This is a genomic window from Chryseobacterium arthrosphaerae, from assembly GCF_001684965.1.
Taxonomy (GTDB): domain Bacteria; phylum Bacteroidota; class Bacteroidia; order Flavobacteriales; family Weeksellaceae; genus Chryseobacterium; species Chryseobacterium arthrosphaerae.
The window spans coordinates 235479-252943 of the sequence record NZ_MAYG01000012.1; the positions used below are offsets into that span (position 1 = coordinate 235479).

Sequence of the window (17465 nt, forward strand, 5' to 3'; positions counted from 1 at the left end):
TATTTAATCAAAATTGACGATGAAGGGAAGATTATACATGGTTTCTACAGGATTTCCTTTGAGCTCTCCGGGCACCCACTTGGTTTTCATGGATCTCATAACCCTTTCCACCTCCTTATTTACCGTTTCATTGTTTCCCGTTACAACAAGTTTGTCTATTTCTCCCTGAGTGTTGACGGAGAACCTGGCATTGGCCTGCGCCTTTCCTGCACCGCCTTTGAGCTTTTTGGTATTTATTTTTTTAAAAACGTCCCTCATGAATGTATTGATGCCTCCTGGATATTCAGCCTGTTTACGCTCTTCAGAAACTGCACCTTTTGGAGGATAATCCGATGGTTCCTCTGTTTTCTTTTCCTGAGAAAAGGCTAGCCCGAACCCAAGAAATGCAATGAATATTACTATTTTTTTCATATCTATATTTCAGTAAAAATAATCATTTTAATGCAATGTTGAAATCACGTAACCGACTTTACGATTTTCTGGAGTTTCTTCTGAAGAATTTTAATTATTACTTAAAGTCATCGGAATATGATACGTTGACTTAATCGCCTGTCCGTTTTTAGTAGCGGGGATCCATTTGGTTTTTAAGGTTTTTATAACACGATCCATTTCTTTATTCAGGGCAGGGTTATTTCCTGTTGTTGAAACAGAACTGATGCTCCCGTCAGGATTCACGTCAAACGTTGTCATAGATTTGGATATTTTAGAGGAATTCCCAATTTTTGAAGGATCGAAGATCATACCGATATCTGTTCTCAATGCAGTCATACCTCCCGGATATTCCACAGCGGTATCAAAAGTATCATCAGGTTGAGGTGCAGTATTGCTGTCAGTTGATGACGGTGTCGGTTGCTGCCCTTCCTGTTGTGTAGTTTGAGAAAAGGCAAGCTGAGCTCCCAACAGGAAAATAAGGATTACTGTTTTTTTCATATTTATAAAGTATTTAAGTCCTGTGCAATCAGCCATCCTTCACTCCAGCAGGCCTGAAAATTGAATCCACCTGTTACGGCATCTATATTTAAAACCTCTCCGGCAATATAGAAATTAGGAAGAAGCTTTGAAGACATATTTTTGAAGTTAATTTCCTTTAAATCAACACCTCCTGCGGTTACGAACTCATCTTTGAAAGTCGATTTCCCTGTTACCTGAAATTTCTTTTTACAGAGATTTTCCAGGATTTTCTGCATTTCTTTTCCGGAAATATTAGCCACCTGTTTGTTAAGGTCAATCTTTGAAATTTCTAAAATTTTCTGCCAGAATCGGTTGGTGATTTCAAAAATCCTGGATTGTCCGATGCTTTTTTTAGGATTATTTTGTTTAAAATTCTGAAACATCTCCTCAGCTTCATCCATATCTGTCGAGATAAAGTTGACTTCTATTTCAAAGTTATATTTAAGTTTAGCAAGGCTAATGGCTTCCCATGCCGAAATCTTCAGAACAGCAGGTCCGGAAAGCCCCCAATGAGTAATTAACAATGGTCCGCTTTCATCTGTTTTCACTTGGGGAATTGAGATCCCGGCGTTTTCAAAGCTGGTTCCCGGGAGATCTTTCAGCAGTTCATCTTTAATATTAAATGTAAAAAGAGAAGGAACAAGAGGAACAATCTTATGTCCGAGATGTTCAACGATTTTCAGTGATTTTGGAGAACTTCCGGTAGTATAAACGATATAATCGGCTTCAAAATCACCGGAATTTGTTCTTACTATATATTTTTCATCCTGTTTTTCAATTTCTTTTACCGTGCATTTTGTTTTTACCGTAACATTCTTCTTCCGGGTTTCATCCAAAAAAGTATTGATGATGGTCTGGGAAGAATTGCTTTCAGGAAACGTTCTGTTGTCATTTTCTACTTTCAGCGGAACATTTCGCTGGTCAAACCATTCCATGGTGTCTCCCGGCTGGAATTTGGTGAAAACACTTAATAATTCTTTATTTCCGCGGGGATAAAACTGTACCAGATCTCTGGGGTCAAAGCAGGCGTGGGTCACATTACAACGCCCTCCTCCCGAAATTTTTACTTTCTGAAGGACGTCTGAGTTCTGTTCTAAAATCGTAATACTGTATTTATTTCCGTCAAGGTTGGATGCGCAGAAAAAGCCTGCAGCACCGCCTCCGATTATGATGATCTGTTTCATGTATATGTAATCCTATGCTGAAGATTATTTTTTCAAAAGTACAATTTTTATAAACCATCTTATTTGAGTATTTTTGAAGATTATAATTTAATGATACTAAAAACGATTTCAGTATGATTTTCTACCATAAATTTGAAGTGCGGTGGAGCGACCTTGATGCCAACAAACACTTAGCCAATTCGTCCTATGTACAATATTGTGCGCAAGCCAGAATGGCTTTTATGACCAAAGAGAAAATGGGTGTTACCCAGTTGAGCAGATGGGGAATCGGCCCGGTAATCCTGCATGAAAGATATTCTTTCTTCAAAGAGATCTATGCAGATCAGACAGTAATCGTAAGTGTGGAAATAGACGGATGCTCAGAAGATTCATCCATCTACCGTTTCGTACACAAGTTCTATACGCCGGACGGAGTGCACTGTGCCACTTCAGAAGCTACGGGAGTATGGATCGATATGATGCTCAGAAAAATGACAACTCCACCGGATGATGTGGTGGAAGCGATGAATAAGTATAAAAGCCCGGAAACTGTGGTACTGTCAAAAGAAGACTTCAAAAAACTTCCTTTCCATCCACACAATATCGACCCGGCAGAAATTAATATCTAAAATGATGAATGATTACTGATCAGAAATGCCTGTACACCAGGTGTACGTCTGATCATCAGCTATTGTTTGTCAATGATCATTTAATAAATAAAAATTATGTTTGAAGATAAATCACAGGAATTGACCCCCATTTCAAAACTGGGAGAATTCGGTCTTATTAAGCATCTGACTGAGCATTTTCCTTTATCCAATACATCTTCGGAACTTGGAGTAGGAGATGATGCGGCAGTTATCAACCCGGACAACAAAAAAGTGGTTCTTACTACTGATGTTCTGGCAGAAGGAGTGCATTTCAATCTCGGTTATGTTCCGTTGAAGCATTTAGGCTACAAGGCAGTGGTGGTAAACCTCAGCGATATTGCTGCAATGAATGCCACGCCAACGCAGATCCTGGTTTCTCTGGCAGTTTCCAACCGTTTTCCGGTAGAAGCCCTGGAAGAAATCTATTCCGGAATTCAGGCGGCCTGTGCAAGGTATAAAGTTGACCTTATCGGCGGTGATACCACAAGCTCCAACTCAGGACTGGTGATGAGCATTACGGCAGTAGGAATTGAAAATGAAGAGAATCTCGTAAAGAGAAACGGAGCAAAACCGAACGATCTTCTTGTGGTAACAGGAGATTTGGGAGGAGCTTATATGGGATTACAGATTCTGGAAAGAGAACATGCCGTTTATCTTGCGAACCCTAATATGCAGCCGGAAATGGAAGGCTACGACTATATCCTGGAAAGACAGCTGAAGCCTGAGGCAAGAACAGACGTTAAAAAGATCCTGGAGGAACTGGGCATCAAACCTACCTCCATGATCGATATTTCAGATGGTCTGGCTTCAGAAATCCTTCACCTATCAGATCAGTCCAATGTAGGATTCAGACTGTATGAAGAAAAAGTTCCGATGGACAGTCTTACGATTTCCACTGCCGATGAAATGAACCTGAATCCGGTAATGACAGCATTAAGTGGAGGTGAAGATTACGAACTGCTGTTCACCATTGCACCGGGAGATTTTGATAAAATTAAAAATCATCCGGACTTCACCATTATAGGACATGCTGTAGACAAAGAAGAAGGAAACTTTATGGTCGCAAGAGGATCGAACCAACTGGTTGCCCTTACTGCTCAGGGGTGGGATGCTTTTTTAAGCCAGCAAAACTGAAAAATTATATTTAATTTTAAATATTGTAAGAGAACCGCAGCATTTTTTTTGCTGTGGTTTTTGTTTATCGTCTAACCAATTTACATACAGTGATGACTACACCAGAAAAAGAAATCCCGGTTCACCATCTGACCTCTGAAGAGTTCCAGATGAGTACCCTGAGTGCGGCAGGTCCGGAGAACTTTCATGAGGTGCACCGGCACAATTTTTTTGAAATTATCTGGTTCAGGGAAGTATTTGAAAGCAGCCGTTTGGAATTGGATTTTGAGAGCTATAAACTGGAGAACAATCAGATCTGCATCATTGCACCGGGGCAGGCATTCAATATGAAAATAGAAGGCGAGGAGGGATATGCCATGGCGATAAGCCGGGAAATTTTCAACGAAGCCTGTGATATAGAATCTGTGCTTACAGGAGGGGAACTTCCCTTTTTTTTAAATCCTGAAAATGAAACTACCTGCAGTACACTCATATCACTGATCGAGCAGGAATATAAAGGAGCATCAAGAACAGAACTTTTAAAGGCTTATCTGAAGGCTTTCTGTATCATCATCGGAGAACAGATTACTCCTCAGGAACCTTTACAGAATGACCGTCAGCGTATTCAGGAACTGGTAGGGCTCATTGAGAAATATTATATAACGCACAAAGAAACAAAATTCTACGCAGAGAAATTAAAGATAAGCACTCATCACCTTAATGATATTGTACGCCTTTTGAGAGGGACAACGGTGAAGAAAATGATCAATCAGCGCATTGTTCTTGAAGCGAAAAGAGAACTCAGCTTTGGAGCCCTTACTGTGAAGGAGATTGCTTTTAAACTCGGTTTTAACGATGCTTCATATTTTTCGAGGTTTTTCAAGAAACATACGGGACAGAATCCCGATTATTTTAAGAATAATGAAAAAAGGTAACCCTCAATATGTACAGTAAATGTCGGTTTAAATCAACTTATTTTATTTGTTGGTGTGTTTAAATCTTCATTTTGTCCTATACTTCCTTCAGTTCTTTTATTGTAATCCTTTGCTTTTTAAAGCATTTTTGCATACTGAAAAAAAACGCCTGTAAAGGCTGAAATTTATGAAGAAGTTAGGTATTGTAGTGTTTATTCTGGCACTACTCAACACGTTGGAATCTCTGAGTATAGATCTTTATCTTCCTGCTTTCCCAAGCATGGCCAAAATTTTTAATACCGATATCGGGCATATCCAGATCTCTATTTCTGTATTTTTTGCAGGATTTGCTTTCGGACAGCTTTTATGGGGTCCATTATCAGACAAAAAAGGCCGTAAGCCTATGCTGTATTGTGGGTTATTACTTTTCATTATAGGGGCTACAGCCATCTATTTTACATCAGATATTTATGTCTTATGGGCAATGCGTTTTCTGCAGGCTTTCGGGGGAAGTGCCGGAATTGTGATCGGAAGAGCCATTATTATCGACCTTTATGATAAACAAAAATCCGTAACAATTTTCTCCCAGCAATCCCAGATCAGCGGAATTGCTCCCATTGTTGCTCCTTTGATCGGAAGTGTTTTCCTGAAATACTGGGGTTGGAACAGCTCATTTGCTTTCCTATGCATTATGGGGCTGATCACTTTCTTTATGGTATACAGATATATCCCGGAAACGAATAAAAGAATCGGTCTTCCTGATCACGAATTACAGGATGAAAAAGGATTAATGGAGCAGCTGAAGATGATCATTTCCAACCGGGATTTTATCAACAGTACGATGGTGGGGAGCATCGCTTTTGCCTCCCTTATTATTTATATTTCCAATGCCCCGTTTTTATTTATGGAGCTTCACGGGTTTTCCAGCGGGACATTCAGCTTTATATTTGCTTTTAATTCATTAGCCCTGATAACGGCGGCTTATATTACTCCAAAGCTTATCAGGAGAATAAGCAATTCCAGTCTGTTATTTATTGCTACGATTGTACTGTTGGTGGTATGTACCCTGCATATTCTGATTGCTGCTGAAAACCTTTCTGTCGCACTTGAAATTGCAATGCTGTACCTGTCATTGCTGGCTATCGGAATTTTATTCCCCATTACTTCTGCACATGCACTTTCTCCTTTTAAAGAGGGAAGGGGTACAGCTGCGGCACTGCTTGGATTCATGCAGTTGATGGTTACCTTTTTAATGTCCGGACTGATAGGTTTATTGGAAGCCGATTCTATCATTCCGATGGTGGTGACCCGGGCCGGAATGGCACTGATCGCTGTATGGTTCGGATATCAGATCTTCAAGGGTAAAGAAGTTCCAGTACAGCAGTCTGTTGCCTAAGCAGTGAAAAGAAACAGAAGCTGAAGGATAACTTCCATCCTCCGGCTTCAGAATTTCATCTTAGTGTTTATCCTGCCATTGTTTCTATTGGTCATACCATTCAGACACTTAATCAAGTAATTTTTGTGAAAAACAGCTAAAGGGTTCTCTTTGTATAAAATTTAAAATATGAAAAGAAACCTTTTGACGGCTTTTTGCTGTCTGTTGCCGTTAGGGTATTGGGTGAGCGCACAAACAGGAATTTCTGCGGAGCTTAAAACAGAATATGTTCCTTCCTCTAATTACATTCGCCCGGAAGACAGTGTAAAGACGAACTCCAAAAGTGATTTTAAAAGGGTAGACCTGAACCTGAGTATTCCGCTATCTGTAAAAAAAGATAAGGAAGGGAAGGTAAAAGCATGGTCTATGCTCCTTAGCGGATCCTATGCAAAAATGGCACACAAAAATTATGAAACCCCGTTATTTCCGGATCAGATGCTGAACGCCCAGGTCGGATTACAGCATATAAGACCCTTAGGAAAAAAATGGAGTATGATGATGATGGCTTCAGTGGGTGTATACACTGATATGGAAAAAGTAAGCTTTGATGATGTTTTGGGGCAGGGAGGAATCGTGTTTATCAGACATTTCAACCCTAATCTTGCTTTGGGAGCGGGCCCTGTTCTTACGACGGCATTTGGAGTTCCAATGGTTCTGCCATGGATCTATTTCGATTGGAAAACCAACGGAAAGGTTAAATTCAGAATTAATTTCCCGGAAGGTGCAGAAGCCGGATATCAGTTTTCAGATGCTTTTACTTTAAAAGCTGTGGTTAACCTCAGCGGAATGACCGTAGAAAGGAATAAAGACGGTAAATCTATGATGTTTGGTTATCAGCAGATCACAGCAGGTCTCCGGCCGGAAATCAGGGTCAATGATAAGTTGAGCATAGGAATTACGGGAGGATCAACCTTGGTGAGAAGCTTCACGGAAAGTGAAAGAAAAATCAAAAGCATTTTCAAAGACAAAAAAATGGCAGATCCCAGATTCTCCAGCACTTTCTACGGAGCTGTATCCTTACGTTGGAATTTACCTTAAAACATAGAGAGGAAAGAAGCTGGAGTACCCTGATATGTTTTTAACGTCAGTAATTTCCCCGCCCATACTCCGGCTTCCCTCTTTTATTTACTGATCAGCTTCTTATACACCACCTGATTGAGCAGTTCTTCTTTTCGGGTACGGGAAATAGGAAGCTCTGTTTTATTGATGAACAGACGGCCACCGGAGATCATATCAATATGAATGATGTTGATTAAAAATGATTTATGGATCCTGAAAAAATGTTCGGAAGGCAACGATTCTTCAATCGCTTTCATGGTTTGATGAATGACCAGGGATTTATCCTTAAAGTGCAGCTTGGTATAGTTCTGCATACTTTCAATATATAAAATATCTACCCAGGAAACCTTGATAAAGGTATCAGATTGCCTTACATAGAGAAAAGGATCATCCAGAGGGGTATTTTTCTTTAGTTTTTCATTAATGATGAACTGTTGCTGTGCTTTATTTACAGCCTGATAAAACCGGTTAAAGGCAATAGGCTTTAAAAGATAATCCACCACCTGAAGACGGAATCCTTCCAGCGCATACTCGGAATAAGCCGTTGTGAAAATGCATAAAGGCGGGTTTTCAAGCTGTTCAAGGAAGTCAATACCATTCAGATAGGGCATATTGATATCCAGGAAAAGAAGATCTGTTTCGCTTTCCTTTACCTTTGCGTCAGCTTCCAATGCTGTTGCGTATGTTCCTTCAACCGATAAAAAATCAATCTGACCGGCCAGTTCTTTAAGATGGAATCTTGCCAGAGGTTCATCATCAATAATAAGGCATTTCATTTTAGGAATATTAGAGCTCATAACTGTCAGATAGTTTTAGTATTAATGTTATTCTAAAGATGTGATTATCGGATTCTATATTCAGATCATGGAAGTCGGGATATTGTAATTTTAAACGTTTTTTTACATTTTGAAGGCCAATTCCGCCGGTTCCGTCCTTCTTTTTATAAGTTGCCATATCTGAGTAGGAATTTTCCACATAAAAATAGAGCTGATTGTCTTTTTCTTTACAGGAGATTTTCACATAACCTTTATGCCCCGGAAGCCTGCAAACGTATTTAAATGCATTTTCTATAAAAGGAACCAAAAGTAATGGAGCAATAAAAGCTTTTCTGTTATTGATTTGCCATTGGGCTTTTACATCCAGTTCATTCCCCCACCTCAGTTTTTCTACTTCTACAAGATTCTGAAGATACTCAATCTCTTTATCCAAAGGAACCATAGCCTGATTACAATGATACAGCTGATATCTTAGAATGTCTGAAAATTTCATCAGTAAAAAATCAGCCAGCTGGGTATCCGTTTTCATCAGAATATGGATATGATTCAGGATATTAAATACTACATGCGGATTGATCTGATCCTGTAAAAGCTTAAGCTGGTTTTCCAGATGAGCCTGCTGAAGGAGAATATGATCTCGTTCTATTCTTCCATGTTCATTGTAAAATTTTACACCACATGCTGCTCCGTTGATGAGGAATGAGGCGGGCAGAGACATATAAAAGCCCTTCCACAAAAAAGGCAGCTGATCTCTGAAGTTTTCCGGAAGTTGCTCTTTAGGTTCAACTTCAAGATATGTGAATATAACGGAGAAAACGAGACTAAGCATGAAAATAACCATTACCAGCTGTATCAGAAACAGTTTCATTTTCTTTTCCCGAAGAGCTTTCGGCAAAAGCTTATTGGTTAAAAAATGCGTAAATGCAAACGAAAATGCGGCAATAATCGCAGCCTGGATCATCGCCAGATAACTTTCTGTTGTGCTCTGGAAATTAAACCACAATACAATGGCCAGTACAAGCCAGAAAATAAAGGTAAATATGTATTCTTTGAAAACAAGAGATTTTGTCATGGAATGGGAAATAGGTTGATAAAAAAATTAGAAACTGCAGGGAAAACAGTTTCTAACCGGTCAAAGATAATTTAAGTTTTTCAGAACAGGAAATAACCTATCCCAAGGCTAAAGCTGTGAGGTTTGGATTTAAATTCCTTACTGATATTCGAAAGTCCTTTTTCATACCTGAGATCTACCGTGAAATTTTTATAATCCACACCTATCCCTCCTGTAATTCCGATATTGGATTTGTCAAAATTTTTGAAACCTTCCTGTATTACTTCTGAAGTTGAAAGCCTGTTGTTGAAGGCGTAGCTGTAAACACCGCCTGCGAAGGCCCTTACATTGAAGTCATCGGTTTTAATGATTTTATACCCTACCACTACAGGAATATCAATAGCATTCCAGGTCAGTTTTGCGGAACCACCAGATTTTTCTTCGTATGATGTTTTTCTTTTGTTGAGTAGTGCTTCTCCTTGTACATACAGGCTTCCAATATCTACTCTTGTCATCACACCTGCCTGATAGCCGAAACCGTATTTCCCTTCCAAGGAAGAGGATTCCGTTGAGGTTTTTGTAAAATTTGCCCCCCCTTTGATTCCAAAGTGTACAGCCGGTTTTTGTTGTGCCTGAATTTTCACGGAACAGGCGAAGCACAGCAGCAAAGCGCATAATGCTAAAAATTGTTGTTTCATAAATTGATTATTGTTAAAAACTTGATGCAAAACAACGCATCCCGGAGGCTGTACGAAATTTTATTTGATGAACGGTAAAGATGCTTTGACGAGAGTCCGGTTTAAAACAGAAAATAAAAAACGGAAGCCGTTATAGCTTCCGATACATTGTATTGGGTTGAATCTTAATAGGGCTGTTCTGTACAGTCGTTCGGAGGAAGACATCCGCCGCCGCCGGTTCCTCCACCGGTACCTCCGCCTCCGCTGCCAACACATCTTCCCGGGTTTCCATCATCATCCAATTGACAGGCTTTTCCGAAACTGCATTCACAATCTGTCCAGCAGCTGGCAGAATCGCCATTCATATGGCAGGTATCAATCATTCCATTTCCGGTAATGACAGACAGATCTTTTCTCAAAAGTTTTTTCATTTTTTTCATAATATTCTGATCTTTAAAAGTTTAATAGCCTTACTTGTAGGTATTTAGTAAATATAACGAAAAATCGGATCGGTTTTACACTTAAATATCCGGAAATGAATACGATATATGGATAGAAGCATCAAACAAAAAATAAACCCGCTGAGAAAGCGGGTTATCTGTAGTTATTTTTTGAATGTTAACTGTAAAGGAACAGTGACGGTAGAAGAGACAGGTTTTCCTTTGTCCTCTGCCGGCTTCCATTTTCCCTTGTCTTTAATGCGGTAAAAAGCCGCTTCAATGAAAGCGTTGACATCCTCATTGTTCCCTTTTACCTGAGGATCAAGGGCATTTCCTTTAGAATCCACTACAAAAGTCATTGTGGCTTTGTAGGTGTCAGATGAAAAGTTGAGAAAATCAAGATCAACTGCTTCATATAAAAACTTTTGAAAAGACACTTTCCCCTGATCATATTCAGCTTCTTTAGTAAGCTTTGATTTTACAGGCGGATCTAAAGCGATCATTTTCTGTCCTTCAGCAGAGGCTTTATCCAAAGCATCCTTATATGTTGATATTTTGTCTTCGGTAAGAAGCCATTCTTTCTTAGTCCTTAAATCATTAGGCTTGGGATATTTATTATACAAAGCGTTTTTCTTTCTTTCATACCGGGAATCTGCTCTCTGGAATTCAGAGACCTGGGCACTTCCGAGAATAAAAGTGAAAATACATGCTAATGCCAGGAACTTTTTCATGACTAAGCTTTTACAATGTTAATGATTACTTCAGTAGCTTTTTCCATGCTTTCCAAAGCGACATATTCATAAGGTCCGTGGAAGTTGATTCCTCCGGCAAAGATATTCGGACACGGAAGTCCCATGTAGGACAATTGTGCACCGTCTGTACCTCCTCTGATGGCTTTGATCTTAGGTTCAATGCCTGCTTCGGTCATTGCTTTTGCTGCAAGATCTACAATATGCATTTTCCCTTCAAACTGCTGTTTCATGTTTCTGTACTGCTCTTTGATCTCTACTTCAGCAGTCCCTTTACCATGCTTTTCGTTGAATTCGGCAACTTTTTCTTCCATGAATTTCTTTCTGGCTTCAAATTTATCAGCATCGTGATCACGGATGATGTATTGAAGTTTAGCTTCAGAGATATCTGCAGTAATATCCATTAAATGATAGAAACCATCAAATCCTTTAGTTGTAGAAGGCGTTTCATTGGCAGGAAGCATCTGTGCAAATTCAGCAGCCAGCAAAGCCGCATTGATCATTTTACCGTAAGCATATCCCGGGTGTACACTTAGTCCATGGATTTTTACAACAGCTCCGGCAGCGTTAAAGTTCTCATATTCAAGTTCTCCAACTTCTCCGCCATCCATTGTGTACGCCCATTCAGCACCGAATTTAGCCACATCGAATTTGTGAGCCCCTCTTCCGATTTCTTCATCCGGAGTAAATCCTACAGCAATTCTTCCGTGTTTGATTTCAGGATGAGCGATAAGATATTCTGCTGCTGTTACAATTTCTGCACAGCCTGCTTTGTCATCAGCTCCAAGAAGGGTATTTCCGTCAGTGGTGATCAACGTCTGACCGATATATTTTTTTAAACTTTCAAATCTGGACGGTGATAAGGTAAACCCTGTCGTCTGGTTCAGCAGAAGGTCATTACCGTCATAATTTTCCCAAACCTGAGGTTTTACATTTTCCCCACTGAAATCCGGTGATGTGTCGTAGTGTGAAATGAATCCTATCGTCGGCCTGTCATCATTCTCAAGATTAGAAGGAACATAGCCCATAATATAACCGTGCTCATCAATTGAAACATTTTCCAAACCGATCGTTCTCAGTTCTTCTGTGATATAATTGGCAATATCCCACTGGCGCTCAGTAGAAGGCGTAGATTCACTTTCTGCATCACTGGTTGAATATATTTTTACATAACTGAGAAAACGGTTCAGTAATTTTTCTTTCCACAATGGGCTGAATTCTATTGTACTCATTATTAGCATTAAATTTTAAACAAAGTTAGCAAATTTGATGTTCAGAATAGGTTATTTGAGGTCGAATATCAGTTATTGAAATTATAAATCACATATAAAACTTTGAAAATCAAAATAATGTTAGCTTTGTATGTACAGTATACTAAATAGTTTAGTTTTATTATATTTGAGAAAATCAAAAAGTAAAAATGTTTCTTACCGAATGTCCTAGAGATGCAATGCAGGGATGGGGAGAGTTTATCCCTACCGATAAAAAAATAGATTATATCAACTCCCTTATGGATGTTGGTTTTGATGTATTGGATTGTCTGAGCTTTGTTTCTCCAAAAGCAATTCCCCAGATGGCTGACTCTGATGAGGTGGCTGAAAATATTGATAAATCCCGTTCCGGAACTAAGGTTTCTGCTATTATCGGAAATTACAGAGGTGCTGAAAAAGCATTGAAACATCAGTCTGTGGATATTCTGGGGTTTCCGTTCTCAATTTCTGAAACATTCCAGCACAGAAATACCAATAAGAGCCAGGAAGAAGCCTTTGATGAAATTATCAGAATGCTTGAGCTGGTAAAAAGCGAGGGAAAGCAATTGAATATTTATTTTTCTATGGCTTTCGGAAACCCTTATGGAGAAATGTGGAAATGGGAAGATGTAGATCATTGGGCACAAAGATTTTCGGAAATAGGAGTAAAAGATATCTTACTTTCTGATACTACTGGAGTGGCCACCCCTGAAACCATTGCGCTTTTATTTGAAAAAATCCCGGGTAAATATCCGGAAATCAACTTCGGGGGGCATTTTCATAACCGTTATGAAGATTCTTATTCGAAATTAAAAGCGGCTTATGATCAGGGCTGCCGTAGATTCGACAGTGCCATCAAAGGTATTGGAGGCTGTCCCATGGCTAAAGATGATCTTGTGGGAAATATGCCTACAGAACAGGTGATCAATTTCATGAGTGTGGAAAAAGCAGATCACAGGCTGAACCTGCTGAACTTTGAAAGTTCTTACAATAAGGCGAAGGATATTTTTCACTTTTAAAAATAATCTAAAACCTTTTGCAGACACGGCAAATCACGCAGTGAAGATCTGTAAAAATAAATAACAACGGGAGCGGACTTTAGTCCGCTTTACTATATTCATCCATCCATCGGCTTTAGCCAAAACTTAATTGTAATCATTTAAAAATCAATAAAATGTCTCCAGTAATCTCACCGTCTGAATTAAAAAACCTTTCAAAAGAAAAGCTCATCATTCTTGATGCAAGAACAGGGAAAGATGTAAAGCAAAACTACCTGGAAAAACATATCAGAGGGGCCAGATTCATTGATCTGGATAAAGATCTTGCTGAGATAGGAGACAATGCTGCTTTTGGAGGAAGACATCCGCTTCCTGCTGTAGAAAAATTTGCAGAAACCCTTGCAGATCTGGGTATTTCTGAAGATTCGCATATCATTGTTTATGATGATAAAAACGGATCAAATGCAGCGGCAAGAGCATGGTGGATGCTAAAATCTTTTGGACTTGAAAATGTTCAGGTCCTGGATGGCGGAATGCAGTCTGCTGAAAATAATGGCGTGGACTTTTCTACCGGAGAAGAAACATTTGATAAAACCCCATTGATCCGTAAAGACCACTGGGCTCTTCCCATCTCCAGTCTGGAAGATGTTGAAAATGAACTGCAAAACAATTCTTCCACCGTCATTGATGTAAGAGATGCTTATCGCTACAAGGGTGAATCTGAGCCTATTGACCTGGTGGCAGGACATATTCCCGGAGCAATCAATATCCCTTTTTCTGAAAATCTGGATGAGAACGGAAACTTTCTGAAGCCGGAAATCATAAGGGAAAAATACAGCAGATTGTTAGAAAACAGAGCAGAGCATCTGATCGTTCACTGCGGCTCGGGAGTTACTGCATGCCATACGATCTTAGCTTTGAATTATGCAGGGTTTCCAATACCGGATCTGTATGTAGGCTCATGGAGTGAATGGAGCAGAAGGGAAGGAAAAGAAATTGCAAAAGAGCTTTAAGTGATATAAAACAAAAAGGATGTCTGACAGGCATCCTTTTGTTGTATACAATTGTTCAATTGCACTTATTTTTTATTTAAGTGAAGCAAAGAAATAATAATAAAGCCAATCCCTGTAATAAATGGGGGCTGAGCCTTCATCTGAATGCCTGAATAAAGCATATATATTCCGAGAAAGGCAAGGAGTATTGCTCCGGTTTTCTTTGCCATTGTTTTTGAATAATTTTATAGCATTCCCAATTCAAACTTAGCCTCTTCGCTCATCATATCCTTGTTCCAGCTAGGTTCGAAAGTAAGTTCCAGATCAACGCTTTTTACATTTTCCACTTCCGCGACCTTATCTTTCACTTCCTGTGGAAGCGTTTCTGCAACAGGGCAGTTCGGAGTAGTAAGGGTCATTATAATTTTTACATCAGCGTCATCGGAGATCTGTACATCATAAATCAGCCCTAATTCGTAAATATCTACCGGAATTTCGGGATCGTATACGGTTTTAAGCACGTTGATGATTTCTTCACCAATGTCAGCAATTTGATCGTCTGTAAATTTCATTTTTTAATCTAAATTGATATTCCTTTTCAACAAATCTTCCTGACGCATACGCCGGAAAATATTTGCCAAAGTTAAGACATCTTTTTCACAATAGTCAACAATTCTCTGCAAGTCTTTTTCTATGTAGTAAATTGATGAAACCATTGAGCCGTCAATATCATCCTTGGGAGTAGGAATCCCAAAGACATGAGCCAGCAGTTCCAGGGAAACAAAACTTTTATAATCCCCGAATTTCCACAGCTCCATCGTATCGATATGAGGAATTTCCCAGGGCTTTTTCCCGAACATCTGAAAAGGGGTCGGAGGCATCATTCCATTGATCAGATACCGTCTGGCGATCCAGGGAAAATCAAATTCTTTTCCGTTGTGAGCACAGAGAATAACATTATGAAGCCTCGGACTGTTGAAAATGGCCCCGAATTCCTGAAGCATTTTTTTCTCATCATGCCCGGAAAAACTTTTTATTTTCAGTGTATCATTCTTTTCAACCATTCCGATGGTGATGCAGATGATTTTTCCGAACTCAGCCATAATACCGGCCCTGTCATAGAACTCTTCTGCAGAAACCTCATCTTTTCTCTGAAATTTAGTTTTTTTGTCCCAGAGATGCTGTTCTGTTTCAGACAGTTCATCCCAGGATCCTGCCTGTGGAACTGTTTCAATATCAAGAAATAAAACTCTTTCTAAGGGAATGTTTTGGATCATTTTTTGCTTTTTTATAAACCGTAATATATGACATAATAAACTAATTATCCAAAGCGTTTTTATAATACATAAAATATATTCTTATGAAGAAATTATTTATTGTGGGAAGCAGTATCGGTTTATTATTCATAAGCTCATGTAATGATTCAGATGAAAATGGTACTGCAACAGTGAATGTGAGACTTACCGATGGTCCTGCAGCATATGATGCTGTAAATATTGATATTCAAAAAATTGAAATTAACAGCAATGGTGAATGGACCTCATTAAACTTTCCTACTCCGGGCGTTTATAATCTGCTTAAATTTAAAAACGGGACAGATGTTGTTCTGGGGCAGGCAGTACTCCCGGAAGGTAATGTGTCTCAGATGAGAATGGTTCTCGGTCCCAATAACAGTATCGTGGTAAACGGAGTGTCTTATCCGTTACAGACTCCGTCAGCCCAGCAAAGCGGACTGAAGTTTAACTGGCATCAGACATTATCTGCCAACGGAGCCTATACCGTATGGATCGATTTTGATGCCGGAAGATCAGTGGTAACAACAGGAAATGGTTCTTATATATTAAAGCCGGTGATCAGAACATTCTCAGAACTGACCAACGGCCAGATAAAAGGATACGTTCAGCCACAGGCAGCGCAGGCTGTAGTGCATGCCATTATGGCTTCCGATACTATTTCCACGGCAATTCCTAATCCTGACGGCTTTTTTATGTTCTCAGGCCTTCCTCAGGGAAATTATACGGTTTCCTATGACGCCGCAAATAATACAGGCTACACAGACGAAAATACGGGAAATGTAACGGTTACCTTCGGTCAGGTGACTAATCTTGGAATAAAAACATTGCATCAGTAATGCGTGGTATTCAACCAAATATAAAACCCTTACAGCATCACTGTAAGGGTTTTATATTTATAGAAGGCTATCCTACCTGCATTCCGTTTTTTGTGGGTAATGAAGGAGTCAGAAGAGTGACGTCTTTTTTATCTTCACCATATAATCCGAGCACAAGGCACTCGCTGAAGAAGTTGGCAATCTGTTTTTTAGGGAAATTCACCACTGCCAGGATTTGTTTTCCTATCAGTTCTTCTTTCTGATAAAGGGAAGTAATCTGTGCAGAGGATTTTCTTATTCCAAGATCTCCGAAATCTATTTCCAGCTGGTAAGACGGGTTTCTTGCTTTCTCAAAATCATTTACAGAGATGATGGTTCCGCATCGGATATCTATTTTTTCAAAATCTGCCCAGGTAATGTCAGGTTTTAAGTTCATGGTAAATTGCTGATTAAATGTTCTACTTCTGTTTTCTGTTCTGCATATTTTTGTTGTAATTCTGAACCTTCGCCCATTCTTCTGTAGTATTCCAGGGCTTTTCCGCCAAAGAATTTTTTATGGAAATCCGAAACTTCCGGAACCTGCGGAAAGACTTTGTGAAAAAGCATCTCATAATAGGCCTGAAATTCTCTTTCATTCTTATCTTCAATTACCTGTCCGGGCGCTTTTTGTCTTACATGGAGCATTTCGTGGGCTACCATATTGAGAACAAGATTCAGGTCAAAATCAAATAAATTTTTCGGGATCATAACGGTCTGCGGCCCGCCCAGCTCTCCTTCAGCGGTAAGAAGCATCGAATTGGGAGAAAGCTCTTCCCTGAATCCGAATCCTGCAAAGTTTTCATGTTCCAGATTAAAAGAGTGGATCAGATATTTTGCTGCATCCAGAATCTGGTTGTGTTCTTTGTAAGCTTCAAGGTGTAAGTTGACCTGCTCAAAATTCATTTGAAATATGTTTTATAACAAATGTATTAAAATATTGAGAATACTAAGGCTGTTTGTCCCAAAGCTTTAGCATATGGGAGCAAAAAATAATTTTTATACGTCAACTTCTGTCGCTTCTGCGATGGATATTTGCTTCAGAAAAAAACACACATGAAACTAGACTTAAAAATTCGGGGTGGACATCTTTTGCCGGAA

Annotated in this window: 22 protein-coding genes; 8 read left to right on the plus strand and 14 right to left on the minus strand. The window is 39.4% G+C overall.

Features of this window, described 5'->3' with window-relative positions:
* Positions 1-3 precede the first annotated feature (3 nt).
* From BBI00_RS16470 to BBI00_RS16480, 3 genes are all read right to left on the minus strand, one after another.
* Positions 4-411 (minus strand): hypothetical protein, encoded by a 408-nt coding sequence (locus BBI00_RS16470; RefSeq protein WP_065399960.1) that lies wholly within the window; start codon positions 409-411, stop codon positions 4-6.
* Between the two features lie 90 nt (positions 412-501).
* A complete protein-coding gene (locus BBI00_RS16475; protein WP_065399961.1) occupies positions 502-930 on the minus strand; it encodes an energy transducer TonB in 429 nt (142 codons plus the stop codon).
* 2 nt (positions 931-932) lie between these two features.
* The gene (locus BBI00_RS16480; protein ID WP_065399962.1) at positions 933-2135 is read right to left on the minus strand and encodes a BaiN/RdsA family NAD(P)/FAD-dependent oxidoreductase; all 1203 of its coding nucleotides are present in this window, start codon (positions 2133-2135) and stop codon (positions 933-935) included.
* A 113-nt stretch (positions 2136-2248) separates the two neighbouring features.
* On the opposite strand from BBI00_RS16480, the gene BBI00_RS16485 reads away from it, so the two are divergent.
* The 5 genes from BBI00_RS16485 (at position 2249) to BBI00_RS16505 (ending at position 7264) form a co-directional block, all read left to right on the plus strand.
* Complete coding sequence (locus BBI00_RS16485) at positions 2249-2743, plus strand: acyl-CoA thioesterase (protein WP_065399963.1); 495 nt, start codon at positions 2249-2251, stop codon at positions 2741-2743.
* A 96-nt stretch (positions 2744-2839) separates the two neighbouring features.
* The gene (gene thiL, locus BBI00_RS16490; protein ID WP_065399964.1) at positions 2840-3898 is read left to right on the plus strand and encodes a thiamine-phosphate kinase; all 1059 of its coding nucleotides are present in this window, start codon (positions 2840-2842) and stop codon (positions 3896-3898) included.
* A gap of 92 nt (positions 3899-3990) precedes the next feature.
* Positions 3991-4812: an AraC family transcriptional regulator gene (locus tag BBI00_RS16495; RefSeq protein WP_065399965.1), complete on the plus strand. Its 822-nt coding sequence runs from the start codon at positions 3991-3993 to the stop codon at positions 4810-4812.
* Positions 4813-4978: 166 nt separating this feature from the next.
* The gene (locus BBI00_RS16500; protein WP_065399966.1) at positions 4979-6187 is read left to right on the plus strand and encodes a multidrug effflux MFS transporter; all 1209 of its coding nucleotides are present in this window, start codon (positions 4979-4981) and stop codon (positions 6185-6187) included.
* A 168-nt stretch (positions 6188-6355) separates the two neighbouring features.
* Positions 6356-7264, plus strand: coding sequence for a DUF6268 family outer membrane beta-barrel protein (locus BBI00_RS16505; RefSeq protein ID WP_065399967.1), 909 nt, complete (start codon positions 6356-6358; stop codon positions 7262-7264).
* Between the two features lie 83 nt (positions 7265-7347).
* Here the strand turns inward: BBI00_RS16505 and BBI00_RS16510 are convergent, their stop codons facing one another.
* From BBI00_RS16510 to pepT, 6 genes are all read right to left on the minus strand, one after another.
* Positions 7348-8082 carry a LytR/AlgR family response regulator transcription factor gene (locus BBI00_RS16510; protein WP_065399968.1) on the minus strand — a complete coding sequence of 245 codons (735 nt, stop codon included), beginning with the start codon at positions 8080-8082 and terminating at the stop codon, positions 7348-7350.
* Entirely contained in the window at positions 8072-9133 is a 1062-nt protein-coding gene (locus BBI00_RS16515; RefSeq protein ID WP_065399969.1) for a sensor histidine kinase, read from the minus strand. The genes BBI00_RS16510 and BBI00_RS16515 overlap by 11 nt, the downstream gene beginning before the upstream one ends.
* A gap of 80 nt (positions 9134-9213) precedes the next feature.
* A complete protein-coding gene (locus tag BBI00_RS16520) occupies positions 9214-9810 on the minus strand; it encodes a porin family protein (RefSeq protein WP_065399970.1) in 597 nt (198 codons plus the stop codon).
* Between the two features lie 164 nt (positions 9811-9974).
* Positions 9975-10220 carry a hypothetical protein gene (locus tag BBI00_RS16525; protein WP_123902310.1) on the minus strand — a complete coding sequence of 82 codons (246 nt, stop codon included), beginning with the start codon at positions 10218-10220 and terminating at the stop codon, positions 9975-9977.
* Between the two features lie 173 nt (positions 10221-10393).
* Positions 10394-10960, minus strand: coding sequence for an energy transducer TonB (locus tag BBI00_RS16530; protein ID WP_065399972.1), 567 nt, complete (start codon positions 10958-10960; stop codon positions 10394-10396).
* A gap of 2 nt (positions 10961-10962) precedes the next feature.
* Positions 10963-12210: a peptidase T gene (gene pepT / locus BBI00_RS16535; protein ID WP_065399973.1), complete on the minus strand. Its 1248-nt coding sequence runs from the start codon at positions 12208-12210 to the stop codon at positions 10963-10965.
* A gap of 188 nt (positions 12211-12398) precedes the next feature.
* Between pepT and BBI00_RS16540 the strand changes: the two genes are divergently transcribed.
* The gene (locus BBI00_RS16540; protein ID WP_065399974.1) at positions 12399-13247 is read left to right on the plus strand and encodes a hydroxymethylglutaryl-CoA lyase; all 849 of its coding nucleotides are present in this window, start codon (positions 12399-12401) and stop codon (positions 13245-13247) included.
* Positions 13248-13402: 155 nt separating this feature from the next.
* A complete protein-coding gene (locus BBI00_RS16545) occupies positions 13403-14239 on the plus strand; it encodes a sulfurtransferase (protein WP_065399975.1) in 837 nt (278 codons plus the stop codon).
* Between the two features lie 65 nt (positions 14240-14304).
* Here BBI00_RS16545 and BBI00_RS23405 read toward each other — a convergent pair whose 3' ends face one another.
* The 3 genes from BBI00_RS23405 to BBI00_RS16555 are packed head-to-tail and all read right to left on the minus strand — an operon-like array spanning position 14305 to position 15495.
* On the minus strand, positions 14305-14448 hold the full coding sequence (locus BBI00_RS23405) for a hypothetical protein (RefSeq protein WP_165602549.1): 144 nt from the start codon (positions 14446-14448) through the stop codon (positions 14305-14307).
* Positions 14449-14463: 15 nt separating this feature from the next.
* Positions 14464-14790, minus strand: coding sequence for an SUF system Fe-S cluster assembly protein (locus BBI00_RS16550; RefSeq protein WP_047098097.1), 327 nt, complete (start codon positions 14788-14790; stop codon positions 14464-14466).
* A 3-nt stretch (positions 14791-14793) separates the two neighbouring features.
* The gene (locus tag BBI00_RS16555; protein WP_065399976.1) at positions 14794-15495 is read right to left on the minus strand and encodes a 3'-5' exonuclease; all 702 of its coding nucleotides are present in this window, start codon (positions 15493-15495) and stop codon (positions 14794-14796) included.
* Between the two features lie 83 nt (positions 15496-15578).
* Here BBI00_RS16555 and BBI00_RS16560 point away from each other — a divergent pair, with 83 nt between their 5' ends.
* Entirely contained in the window at positions 15579-16349 is a 771-nt protein-coding gene (locus BBI00_RS16560) for a DUF4382 domain-containing protein (RefSeq protein WP_065399977.1), read from the plus strand.
* A gap of 67 nt (positions 16350-16416) precedes the next feature.
* On the opposite strand, the gene BBI00_RS16565 is transcribed toward BBI00_RS16560, so the two are convergent.
* Together BBI00_RS16565 and BBI00_RS16570 are read right to left on the minus strand one after the other, a co-directional pair.
* Entirely contained in the window at positions 16417-16764 is a 348-nt protein-coding gene (locus BBI00_RS16565) for a tRNA-binding protein (RefSeq protein WP_065399978.1), read from the minus strand.
* Positions 16761-17270, minus strand: a complete 510-nt coding sequence (locus tag BBI00_RS16570) for a hypothetical protein (protein ID WP_065399979.1) — start codon at positions 17268-17270, stop codon at positions 16761-16763. Before BBI00_RS16570 ends, BBI00_RS16565 begins: the two co-directional genes overlap by 4 nt.
* Positions 17271-17465: the final 195 nt, after the last annotated feature.